9 protein-coding genes, 2 pseudogenes and 1 riboswitch are annotated in these 11,559 nt (G+C 74.0%); of the genes and pseudogenes, 7 read left to right on the top strand and 4 right to left on the bottom strand.

What is annotated here, in order from left to right; all coding sequences use genetic code 11:
- The first annotated feature begins 116 nt into the window (after window positions 1–116).
- The 3 genes from JNW89_RS14985 (at window position 117) to JNW89_RS14975 (ending at window position 2,991) form a co-directional block, all read left to right on the top strand.
- On the top strand, window positions 117–1,031 hold the full coding sequence (locus tag JNW89_RS14985; RefSeq protein WP_238448488.1) for a cation diffusion facilitator family transporter: 915 nt from the start codon (window positions 117–119) through the stop codon (window positions 1,029–1,031).
- 141 nt (window positions 1,032–1,172) lie between these two features.
- Window positions 1,173–1,304, top strand: a riboswitch (cyclic di-AMP (ydaO/yuaA leader).
- Window positions 1,305–1,308: 4 nt separating this feature from the next.
- Complete coding sequence (locus JNW89_RS14980) at window positions 1,309–2,370, top strand: hypothetical protein (RefSeq protein WP_238448487.1); 1,062 nt, start codon at window positions 1,309–1,311, stop codon at window positions 2,368–2,370.
- 117 nt (window positions 2,371–2,487) lie between these two features.
- Entirely contained in the window at window positions 2,488–2,991 is a 504-nt protein-coding gene (locus JNW89_RS14975) for a hypothetical protein (protein ID WP_238448486.1), read from the top strand.
- Window positions 2,992–3,006: 15 nt separating this feature from the next.
- On the opposite strand, the gene JNW89_RS14970 is transcribed toward JNW89_RS14975, so the two are convergent.
- Window positions 3,007–3,474, bottom strand: a complete 468-nt coding sequence (locus tag JNW89_RS14970) for an SRPBCC family protein (protein ID WP_238448485.1) — start codon at window positions 3,472–3,474, stop codon at window positions 3,007–3,009.
- A gap of 139 nt (window positions 3,475–3,613) precedes the next feature.
- Here JNW89_RS14970 and JNW89_RS14965 point away from each other — a divergent pair.
- Window positions 3,614–4,590 (top strand): annotated as a pseudogene (locus tag JNW89_RS14965) (PfkB family carbohydrate kinase).
- Window positions 4,587–5,411: a 5'/3'-nucleotidase SurE gene (surE, locus tag JNW89_RS14960; protein WP_238448484.1), complete on the top strand. Its 825-nt coding sequence runs from the start codon at window positions 4,587–4,589 to the stop codon at window positions 5,409–5,411. The pseudogene JNW89_RS14965 and the gene surE overlap by 4 nt, the downstream one beginning before the upstream one ends.
- Window positions 5,412–5,442: 31 nt before the next feature.
- Here surE and JNW89_RS14955 read toward each other — a convergent pair whose 3' ends face one another.
- Complete coding sequence (locus JNW89_RS14955) at window positions 5,443–5,811, bottom strand: STAS domain-containing protein (protein ID WP_088960906.1); 369 nt, start codon at window positions 5,809–5,811, stop codon at window positions 5,443–5,445.
- 335 nt (window positions 5,812–6,146) lie between these two features.
- On the opposite strand from JNW89_RS14955, the gene JNW89_RS14950 reads away from it, so the two are divergent.
- Together JNW89_RS14950 and JNW89_RS14945 are read left to right on the top strand one after the other, a co-directional pair.
- Window positions 6,147–6,290, top strand: a complete 144-nt coding sequence (locus tag JNW89_RS14950) for a hypothetical protein (RefSeq protein WP_238448483.1) — start codon at window positions 6,147–6,149, stop codon at window positions 6,288–6,290.
- Window positions 6,291–6,410: 120 nt separating this feature from the next.
- Window positions 6,411–6,812, top strand: coding sequence for a hypothetical protein (locus JNW89_RS14945; protein WP_238449398.1), 402 nt, complete (start codon window positions 6,411–6,413; stop codon window positions 6,810–6,812).
- A 105-nt stretch (window positions 6,813–6,917) separates the two neighbouring features.
- On the opposite strand, the gene JNW89_RS14940 is transcribed toward JNW89_RS14945, so the two are convergent.
- On the bottom strand, window positions 6,918–9,626 hold the full coding sequence (locus tag JNW89_RS14940) for a cellulose binding domain-containing protein (RefSeq protein WP_238448481.1): 2,709 nt from the start codon (window positions 9,624–9,626) through the stop codon (window positions 6,918–6,920).
- Between the two features lie 163 nt (window positions 9,627–9,789).
- Window positions 9,790–11,559, bottom strand: a pseudogene (locus JNW89_RS37650) (hypothetical protein); the annotation flags it as partial.

Here is an 11,559-nt window from a genome sequence, read left to right as displayed (position 1 = left end):
AATAGCCACGCTTTCTCGGAAAGTGCGGGCGCGGCATGGCCGTGGGGGTTAGTTGCATACATAGCGATGTGAGCATAGATTGGGTTCGGGCCGGCGGGGCGACGGAGGGTGTGGGCGTGGGCGCAGGTCATGACCACCACGGGTCGGTCTCGAACGCGGCGCACCGGCACCGGGGGCGGCTCTGGGCGGCCTTCGCGTTGCTCGCCGCGCTGATGGTGGTCGAGGCGGTCACCGCGTTCGGCACCGGCTCGCTGGCCCTGCTCTCCGACGCCGGGCACATGTTCACCGACGTGCTCGGCATCGGCATGGCGCTGGCCGCCATCACCGCCACCCGGCACGGCGACCGGGACCCGCAGCGCACCTTCGGGCTCTACCGGCTCGAGGTGCTGGCCGCGCTCGCCAACGCCGCCCTGCTCAGCGGGGTGGCGATCTACGTGCTGATCGAGGCGGTCCGCCGGTTCGGCGACCCGCCGGAGGTGCGGACCGGGCCGATGCTGGCGGTGGCGGTGCTCGGCCTGCTGGCCAACCTCGTCGCGTTCGCGCTGCTGCGCGAGGGGGCGCGGGAGAGCATCAACCTGCGCGGGGCGTACCTGGAGGTGCTCGGCGACCTGCTCGGCTCGCTGGGCGTGATCGGGGCCGCGCTGCTCATCGCCGGCACCGGCTGGTGGTGGGCCGACCCGGCGGTGGCGGTCGCGATCGGCCTGTTCATCCTTCCCCGCACCTGGCGGCTCGGCCGCGCGGCGGTGCGCATCCTGGTCCAGGCCGCCCCGGAGCATCTCCAGGTGACCGCCGTGCACGACCGGCTGACCGCCGTCCCCGGCGTCGCCGAGGTGCACGACCTGCACGTCTGGACGCTCACCTCCGGCATGGAGGTCGCCTCCGCCCACCTCACCATGGTCCCCGGCGCCGAGGTCGGCACGGTGCTCGCCGCCGCCCGCACCGCCCTGCACGAGGACTTCCACATCGAGCACGCCACCCTCCAGATCGAGCCGGGGGCCGCCCCCGGCGCCTGTGGGCAGGTCGAGTGGTGACAAAATCGGACACCTATTGTCCGGTTGTGCCACCTACACCACGATTCACTCCAGTACCCTCAGTCACGAAACGGGCGGGTGTCACACCCGTACCGGTAGGCTCGGTCCCGGCCTCCGCCAGGCGGCACCCTCCGGTGCCGGCGGTGGCCGTCGCCTAATCGCCTGCCAGGGCGAGCCGGGGAACCATGTTCGTGGGGTGCATCCGCGTCAGCGGTAGGGATCTTCCGTCCCGAACCCGTCAGCTAACCCGGTCGGCGGCTGACGGAAGGACATGTGCATGCACGTACGACGTACCACCGCACGGCTGGTGGCCGCGGTCGTCGCGACGCTCGCCCTCGGGGTGTCGTCCGCGCCGGTCCCGGCGACGGCCGCTCCCCCCGCCACCGGGCTCGCCGCCGCCCCCGGCAACGACGAGGAGGGCGGCACCCCGGCACTGCGCGCCCAGCTCGACGCAGCCAGCAAGGGCTGGATCGACGCCAAGGCCGCGCTGGAACGCTCCACCAAGCGGCAGCAGGAACTCAACAACCAGCTCAAGACGATGGAGTCGGAGCTGACCGTCCGGCAGGGCAAGGTCGGCGAGATCGCCGGCGTGGCGTACCGGACCGGGCGACTCGGGCCGGTGTCGGCGCTGCTCAACAGCTCCAGCCCGGAAGGCTTCCTGGACCGGGCGGCGGCGCTGGAGACGGTGGCTTCCAACGAGGACCGGGAGCTGCGCAACCTGATCCGGACCCGCGACGAGGCCACCCGCACCCGGGGCGCGCTCGACAAGGAGCTCGTCGAGCAGCGCAAGCAGGTCGCGGTGATGGCCAAGCGCAAGCAGCAGGCCGAACGGGCCCTGGCGGTGGCCGCCGCCGACAAGCCCGCCGCCAGCGCCGGCGGCGGCTCCAACGCGGGGACCTCCACCGCCAACGCCAAGGCGGCGCCGCGCAACCCCGACGGCTCCTGGCCGTCGGAGTCGTGCAGCGTCAACGACCCCACCCCGGCCAACGGCTGCATCACCCCGCGCATGCTCAACGCGCTGCAGCAGGCTCAGGCGGCCGGCTTCACCCGGTACGTCTCCTGCTACCGCCCCAGCGGCTCCGGCGAGCACCCCAAGGGCCGGGCCTGCGACTTCGCGGCGCAGAAGAGCGGCTTCGGCGGCGACGCGACCGGCGGCGACAAGACGTACGGCAACAACCTGGCCGCGTACTTCATCCGCAACTCCGACCGGCTCGCCGTGCTCTACGTGATCTGGTACCGGCAGATCTGGCTGCCCAGCAGCGGGTGGAAGTCGTACAGCGGGGCCGGCGGGGACCCGTCCAGCGACCACACCAACCACGTGCACCTGTCGGTCTACTGACCGACCCGCGGCGGGGCCCGTCCGAGGCGGACGGGCCCCGTCGTACGCGCGTCGACGTACCCGGGATGTCGTCGACCGGCCCACGACGCAGCGCGACGGCCGGGCGAGCATCAAGGCATGACCCGACTCTCCCCCGACGGCCGCAAGACCCTGCTCACCCTGCACCTGGTGACCGCGCTGGGCTGGCTCGGCGCGGACCTCGTGCTGCTCACCCTCGGCATCGCCGGGCTGCGCGGCGCCGACCCGGAGGTGGTCTACCCGGCGGCGGCGCTGGTCGCGACCTGGCTCTTCGCGCCGCTGAGCGTGCTGGTCTGGGTGGTCGGCGTGACCAGCGCGCTGCTGACCCCCTGGGGACTGCTGCGCTGGCGTTGGGTGGTGGTCAAGCTGGTGCTCACCACGGTGATGATCGGCCTGGTGCTCTTCGCGCTGACGCCGAACCTGCGCGCCGCCGCCGGACCGGACGCCACCGCGCACCAGCGCATCGACGTGGTGGTCGCCCCCGCGGTCTCCACCGGCCTGCTGGTCACCATGACCGTGATCTCCACCTGGAAGCCGTGGGGCCGCAACCGCCGGGCTGTCCCGCCGCCCCGCCGGACGGCGGCACCCGCCGGCCGCCGCTGACTGGACCGGGGGGGGTCAGCTCGGGACCGGGCCGCCGTCGGCCTTCCGGTCCAGCACCGGGCCGAGCCGGCTGGCCAGGCCCAGGTGCGCGGCCCGGGCCTGGCGGAACGCGTACCCGAACAGCGGCGCCGGCGCGGAGAGGGTGATCTCCACGTCGATCCGCAGCACGTCGCCCTCCTCCTGGAGCCGGGTGTGGTTGCGCACGGTCGTGCCGGGCTGCTGCCGGGCCACCGTGACGATCTCGTCGTCGGAGACCACCAGGACGTCGGCCTGGTAGGTGACCGGGAACCGCAGCGGCCCCAGCTCCAGCCGGTCGGTGATGGCGTAGCTGGCCCGCGCGCCCGGACGGGTCGGCAGCCGGCGCACCCGGACGATCAGCGGATGCAGCTCCTCCTGCCGGGCGGGATCGCTCAACAGCGCCACCGCGTCCGCCCGTGAGCAGCGCGCCTGCACCGTGTAGCTGAACGACTCCCGCCGGACCACTCCACCCTCCACCCCTCGTCGGTCGCCCGATCGTCCCGTACGACGGCCGGGCTGGCAATCGCAGGCGGCATGACGGTGCCCCGGCGGGGAATCCGGCCGGCGACGGCCACGGGAGGCGGGGCATGGACGGGTACGACGGATGAGCGGGCACGTGATGGTCTTCGCTCCGACGCCACGGCTGACGGTGACCGTCGACCAGCCCAGCGACCAGCCGGAACTGCACCTGCACCCGGGCGGGCAGGGCGTCTGGCAGGCCCGGATGATCATGTCGCTGGGGGTGCCGGTGGTGCTCTGCACGACGCTCGGCGGCGAGCTCGGGCAGGTGCTGGAGCCGCTGCTGGCCACCGAGGGGGTGGACCTGCGGGTGGTGCGGCGCGACTCGTGCAGCGGCGGCTACGTGCACGACCGGCGCGACGGCACCCGGCACGAGATCGTCGACGTGGTCGGCGCGCCGCTGAGCCGGCACGAGCTGGACGAGCTCTACAACCTCTCGCTCGGTGAGGGGCTGCGGGCCCCGGTGAGCGTGCTCAGCGGCCCCAACGAACCCTCGCTCGTCCCGGCCGACCTCTACCGCCGCTTCGCCGCCGACCTGGGCGCCAACGGCGGCCGGGTGGTGGTGGACCTCGCCGGCGAGCACCTGACCGCCGTGCTGGCCAGCGGGGTGTTCTTCCTCAAGGTCAGCCACGAGGAGCTGATCGCCGACGGGCGGTCCACCGGCGCGGAGGAGGACGAACTCACCCGCGCCATGTACGACCTGCACGCCTCCGGCGCCGAGAACGTGGTGGTCAGCCGGGCCGACCGGCCGGCGCTCGCCCTGGTCGACGGGGAGGTGTTCGAGGTGGAGATGCCCCGGCTGGAGGCGGCCGACCCGCGCGGGGCCGGCGACTCGATGACCGCCGGGGTGGCGCCGTGGTCGCCGGCGGCGGCGACGTGCGTACCGCGATCCGCACCGGCGCGGCGGCCGGGGCGCTGAACGTCACCCGGCACGGGCTGGGCACCGGCCGGCTGGACACCATCGCCGGCCTGGTCGACCGGGTCCGCCTGGTGCCGGCCGGCAGCCGGCCGCAGGAGCGGACCACCCCGGACGAGCTGGCCGACCGGGCGGTGGACCGGTGACGCTGCGGGTGCTGGTCACCAACGACGACGGGATCGCCGCGCCGGGCATCCTGGCGCTGGCCCGGGCGGCGGCCGAGCGTGGCCTGGACGTGGTGGTGGCCGCTCCGCTGGAGGAGGCGAGCGGCACGAGCGCCTCGATGACCGCCGTGGAGCGGGAGGGGCACGTGGTGGTGCGCGACCATCCGCTGCCGGAGCTGCCCGGGGTGCCCGCGTACGGGGTCGGCGGGTCGCCCGGCTTCATCGCGCTGATCGCCGTGCACGGGGCCTTCGGGCCGCCGCCGACGGTGCTGCTCTCCGGGATCAACCGGGGCGCCAACGCCGGCCGGGCGGTGCTGCACTCCGGCACGGTCGGCGCGGCCTTCACCGCCGCCGCCAACGGCTGCCGCGCCATGGCCGTCTCGCTGGACGTGCTCTCCGTCGGCGAGGCCACCGCCGTCAGCGGCGGGGCCGCGGTCTCCGCCGCCGCCCGGGTACGCGACGCGGAGCGGCACTGGGACACCGCCGCCCGGGTGGCGCTGGACCTGCTGCCCCGGCTGACCGCCGGGCCGGTGGAGAGCGTGCTCAATGTCAACGCCCCGGACCTGCCGCACGGGCGGCTGCGCGGCGTGCGGCGGGGCACCCTGGCCAGCTTCGGCCAGGTGCAGATGACGGTGGCCGAGTCCGGGCACGGCTTCGTACGGACCTCGCTGGAGGAGCCGGGGCAGGCCGTGCAGCCCGGCACCGACCTGGCCCTGCTGGCCGCCGGGTACGCCTCCGTCACCGCCGTCCGGGCGGTCACCGAGGTCGCCGACGTGGACCTCTCCGGTCTGGGCGGCGACTGACCGCGCCACGTGGGGGCCGGCGGTGCCGGCGTCAGGCGCCGGGGAGGACCTCGGGGGTCGGGGCCGCATGGCCGGCGAAGTAGGGCTCCGGCGCGCCGAAGAGGCCGAGCAGGCCGGTGACCCAGAGCTGCCGGTGGACGAACCGGCTGGGCTCGGTGACCACCAGCTTGACGCCGCTCACCTCGGCCGTCTGGAACCCGGCCACCATGGCGCTGATGCCGACGGAGTCGATGAAGGTGACGAGTCGCATGTTCAGCTCGATCCGGGACGGACGGCCCTTCGCGAGCACCTCGGCGATCGCCTCACGCACCTCGTACGCGGTGTCGACGTCGATCTCCCCTCGCGGAGCGATCTCCATGACACCACCCGGCAGAACCGACTTCACGATCGACAGGCTCACGCGAGCACCTCCACTCGCCCGTCAACGGGCGCCTCATCAGTACGCGGGCCGCGACCGAGAGTATTCCTCCGACGGCCTCGGTCGCCACCCCCCGGGGTGAGCAATTCGCGGATCCGGACGGACCGGACCGTTTTCCCCCGAGTTGTTCCTGGTCCCGTTCATTCCAACGAGCGACCGGGTTCGGCCGCTCCAACCGACCCAGGGTAGCGACCCCGGTCCAGTCGTTTCCGTACCCGGCTCGCCCGGCGAGCCCCGGTGCGCGCCGATCCTCCGGTGTTGCCCGACCCGCCTAGGGTCGGCGGGCGAGGGTTCCACCACGACGGAAGGAACGATCGATGCTCAAGAGACTGCTCGGCCTGGCCGGTGTCGGCGCGCTGCTCGCTCTCGTACTGGCCTGCGGCTTCGGCGGCGGGGACGACGACGATGACGATGACGATGACGATTTCGCCCGCGGCGTCGCGGTGGTCATGGTCCGCTGAGGTTCCGACCCGGGTTTGCGGCGCGTCCCGGATGGGCACTGGCGGGACAGGCGACCGTGACGCGCCGCAGACGTCGACGTCCGAAGTGGCCGTAGACTTCGGCACCCCGAGGAGGTACCCATGTTCGGCAGCAACCTGCTGGAGCGCCGCAGCAAGCCGGAGCGGATCGCCGACCAGGCCTGGCAGCAGCTGGTCTCGGCGGTCGGTTCTGCCGGTGACAGCGTGCGGGACACGGCGCGGTCGGTCCGCGGCGGCACCCACCTTTCCGACGCCGGTGACCTGGTGGGCTCGGCGGCCGACGAGGCCCGGCGTCGGGCCACACTCGCCTTCGACGCGCTCGCCGGGCGCCGTCCGGCCCTGCCGTGGACGCTGCTGATCAGCGCGGCGCTGGTCGGGGCCGCGATCGGTTGGGCCGCCGGGACCGCCGCGCGGGCCGCCGGCAGCCGGGACGGTCGGGCCGTCGACGACATCGAGTTCGTCGACGTGGACCGGCCGAACTCACCGGTCGGCCTCGACGGCTGACCGACGGCACGCCGGGGACTGCCCGGTTGGATCAGAACGACGTGGCGGTGTCCGGGACTCCGGGCACCGCCACGTCGCGTGGCACGGTCGGTCGCGCCGGCCGGGTCAGCGGCTGGTGCAGGTGACCGCCGGTACGCCGGTGCTGCCGCTCGAGCTGCCGAGGAAGCCGACGCTGGTGGTGGCGCCGGCGCCGAGCGCGCCGTTCCAGCCGGCGTCCCGGACCGACACGGCGGCGCCGGTCTGGGTGTACGAGCCGCCCCAGAGCTGGGTGACCTGCTGCCCGTCGGCGAAGGTCCAGCCCAGCGTCCAGCCGGCGATCGGCGCGGTGCCGGAGTTGCGCACCACCACCTCGCCCTGGAAGCCGCCCTGCCACGACCCGGTCACCCGGTATGTGGCCGCGCAGCCGCTCGACGGGGTGGTCGGTGACGGGCTCGGCGACGTCGGCGTCGGAGTGGGGCTGGGTGAGGTCGGGGTCGGCGTCGGGCTGGTCGGGGTGGGGCTCGGGGTGCCGCCGAGCCGGTCGGCGACGAGGATGCCGCGCCCGTTGGTGCCCAGGTACACCCGGCCGTGGACCCGGGGGTCGCCGGTCAGCGCCTCGCCCGCGTTGCCGTACTGGTGCTGGTCGTCGTTGATCCGCACCCAGCCGCCGCCGGCGTTGTCCGAGCGGTACACGCCGGCCTTGCCGTCCACCGCGCCGACCAGGAACACCGCCGGATACGTCTGCCCGGGCGCCGCCCTGCCGAAGCCGACGTTGACCGACGAGCTGACGGCGCCCAGCCTGGTGAAGCTGGCCCCGGCGTCGGTGGAGCGCCACAGTCCGCCCTCACCGGCCAGCCAGATGTCGCCCTCCCGGCCGGGCAGCGCCTTGAACTTGACGCTGCCGGCGCTCGGCAGCCCGGTGGCGGCCGACGCGGTGAAGCTGGCCCCGCCGTTGGTGCTGACGTAGAACCTGCCGCCGCTGAAGCCGTAGAACCGGTTCGGGTTGACCCGGTCGGACTCGATCACCGCGTTGGCCGGGATGCCGGTGGCGGCGGTCCACGAGGCGCCGAAGCCGACCGAACGGACGACCTGCTGCCCGGCATCGCCCGGTGCCCAGACGAACTGGCTGCCGTCGGCCGACGCGGCGACCGTGCCGCCGCTGTCGACCCCGGACGGCTCGCCGCCCTGGAACCAGTTCGCCCCGCCGTCGGTGGAGAAGGCGACGTGGCTGTCGCCCGGCCGGTCCGAGTCGGTGACGTTACCGGCCCGCACCATGACCGCCGGCTTGGTCTCGGCGTAGTCCAGGCTGGTGGTGCTGGTGAACCCCGGCTGGGTGAACATCATCGACGGGACCGCGGCGAGGTCGGTGTGGCGGAAGCCGCCGATGTCGCCGAGCGCGCTGACCAGCGGCGCGCCGGAGGGCGGGCTGATCAGGTCGAGGACGGCGGTCTCCTCCAGCCCCTTGACCATCGGCTTGATGGTGAACTGCCCGCCGGTGTCCCACCTGGTGAGGTCGGTGCTGCCGTAGATGGTCGCGCCGGTGCCGTACAGGAAGCGGTTCGAGTCGAACGGGTCGATCTCCACCGACTCGTTCATCCAGCCCAGCTTCGGGGTCTCCTCGGGCGGGGACGGGTTGAGGCCGAAGGTCAGCCACGGCACCGAGCTGACGTCCATGGTGTAGCGCCTGGTCCGGTTCGGGTAGCTGCCGAACTCCCAGATCCGGGTCCAGGTGGCGCCGCCGTCGGTGCTGCGGAAGAAGATCGCGTCCGGCCACCAGGAGACCTGGGTGGCGACCATCAGGGTGTTCGGCCGCTGCCGATCGATGGTCAGGCCGGAGTAGCCGAAGTAGTCGTCGGCGCTGGTGGACGGGATCGGGCTGATCCGGGTCCACGCGCCGGTCGCCCGGTTGAACTTCCACACGTCGCCCTTGCCGCCGTCGTACGGGCCGCCGGTGTCGCTGGTGGCGATGTAGAGGAAGCCGCCGACCGGGTCGACGACGCCCTTGTGGGCCAGGTACCCGGTGGGCTGGCCGGCGATCCGTTCCCAGGTGGCGCCCGCGTCGGTGCTGCGGTAGACCGGGTTCTCCTTGTCGGCCACGCCGACGTAGATGGTCTTCGTGGCGGTGCCGGCGGTGCCGGTGCTCTTGTCGAAGCTCACCCAGGTCAGACCCTGGTTCTGGCCGTTGTAGCCGGCCGGGTCGCTGGGGTCGGCCCGGTAGTTGCCGACGTTGGGAAAGTTCGCCACCTTCGCCCAGGTCGCCCCGAAGTCGGTGCTGCGCCACAGGCCGTTGCCGCCCTCGGCGCCGTAGTACAGGACGCTGTTGCGGTTGGGGTCGACGGCCAGCCGCTCCCCCATGCCCCGGCCGGGCATGTTGCCGCCGTTCTTGAACGGCAGCTCGGTGACCTGCCAGCTGGCGCCCTTGTCCGCGGAGCGCAGGATCGCGCCGTTGTTCGGGTCCCAGTCGTTGGTGTACATGCCGACCGCCGCGTACACCCGGTTGGTCTGCACCGGGTCGGTGGCCAGGCTGACCACGCCGTTGTAGCCCCACCGGTCCGGGCCCACCCAGTCCAGCAGCGGCGTCCACGACTGGCTGGCCTGCTCCCAGCGGTACGCGCCGCCGATGTCGGTGCGGGCGTAGATCAGGTTCTTCTCGGTCTGGTTGAAGACGATGCCGGGGACGAAGCCGCCGCCGTCGACCCGGACGTTGCGCCAGCTGTACGGCTCGGCGGCGGCCGCCGCGGCCGGGGTGGACGGTGCGACGGTGAACTGCACGGCCACGACGGCCGTGGCGGCGGCGAGCACGGACGTGACCGCGCCGGCGAGACTTCTCCGCATCTGCGGTTCCTCTCGGGGATTGCCAGGGTGGTGGGGACGCGACGTCCCGGGGACGTCGACGGGCGCGAAGAGCTGCCCTGGCTCCCCGCCGGCACGCTGGCTCCCGCTTGCCGAGGCACATTCACCCTAACCGCTGCGGCGGCCTCTGTGGAAGCGCTCCCAGTCAGCTCGCCCGGTCGAGGTGGTAGACCACCGCGTCGCCGACCCGCTCGCGGTGGACCCCCAGCCCCTCGACCGGACGGGCCGCCGCGCCCTGCCACGGCGTGCCGGTCGCGTACCGCGGCAGCAGCACCACCGTGCGCACGCCGGCCGCCCGCAGGTACGCCACCGACCCGGCGTCCGGGAAACCCGTGCCGGCCGCGCGGATCCGCTGCTGACTGTCCGGAGTGAACGAGGCCAGCCCGTTGACCGTGGACGGGAAGCCGTCGGTCGACCAGAGCATCACGTGGTAGTCGCGGATGCCGCCCAGCGGCAGCACCAGCACCGGGCCCGCGACGCCGCGCAACGCCACCGGCTGCGCCGGCACCGGCACGTGCGGGGTCCGGTTCACCCCCTCCGCCAGCACCAGCAGCGCCGGGAGCACCAGCGCCACCCGCCCCCACCGACGCCAGTCCCTGCGACCGGCCCCGGCCGGCGGCGACTCCCGGACCGTCAGCGCCCCGGCGGCCAGCACGCCCAGCAGCAGCGTCGTCCAGAGCACCAGCCGGCCCGGGGTGCGCAGGGCGTCCCAGCCCGGCAGGTGCCGCATCAGGGTCAGGTAGCCCGGGTCGCCGTCGCCGCCGAAACTGGTCCCCGCCGCGAGGGCGAGGCTGACCAGCACCCCGGCGGCCAACGCGACCCGCTGCCACACCCGCCAGGCCGAGAAGACCAGCCCGGCCACCGCCAGCGCGATCAGCACCACGCCGGGCAGCAGGGTCATCTCTCCCGGGAAGCCGAGCGTCGCCCGTTCCGCGCCGTGCCGCTCGCCCCCACAGCCACGACTCCGTCGGCGCCGTCAGGAAACCACGGGCCGGCGGGGAGAACATCGCCACCTGCGCGGCCGTTCGCCGGCCGGCCGGATGGCGGGCCACCACCTCCAGGTACGGCGCCGCCATCAGCAGGCTCACCCCGGCGAACCCGGTGACCCCGGCCAGATCGGCCAGGAGCAGGCCGCGCGGAACCGCCGGCCGGGACCGGCGCCGCCACCAGGTGACGGCGTACGCCCCGGCGACGGCGAGGCCGAGCAGACCCAGGACGTACGCGAACGGCAGGCCGATGGTGACGGCGTACGCCCCGGCGACGGCGAGGCCGAGCAGACCCAGGACGTACGCGAACGGCAGGCCGATGCCGAAGCCCAGGGTGACCTGCCAGGCGGCGACCGCCCAGCCGGCCCCCGCCCAGCCCGGACGGACCCGGTCGGGCCGGTACCCGTGGCGCAGCGACCAGCCGTGGCCCCGGGCCAGCATGGCCAGCGCGAGGGCCACCCCGCCGATGCCGAGCACGTGCAGGTGCCCAGCCTGGGCCAGCTTCCACGGCGCGTACGCGAACGACGCCCCGGCCACCGCCGCCCCGGCCCGTCCGGCCCCCAACTGCCGCGACAGCGCGTAGGCCCCGACGAAGGCGAGCGCGTGCACCAGCACGTAGAGCAGGTTGTAGCGGACGACGGCGGCCACCGGCCCCTCGCCGACCAGCGCGAACGGGGCGAAGCCCAGCAGGGTGTCGGAGTAGGCGTAGGTGTACGGCTCGGGAAAGAACGTGTTCGAGTGCCAGAGGTGGGCCGGGTCGGTGCGCAGCGCGTGCCCGCCCCAGGCGACCTGCCACGCCTGCAGGGTCGGGTCGCCGGTGTCCTGCGGGAGGGGTGCCGGCCGGGTCGCGCAGCGTCGGCCAGGTCAGCGCGGCGGACAGCGGCAGTGACGCGAGCACCACGAGGGTCCACTCGTGCCGGGCAACCCGC

Source organism: Micromonospora sp. 4G55 (genome assembly GCF_016803375.1).
This window is presented reverse-complemented; position numbering and strand designations above follow the sequence as displayed.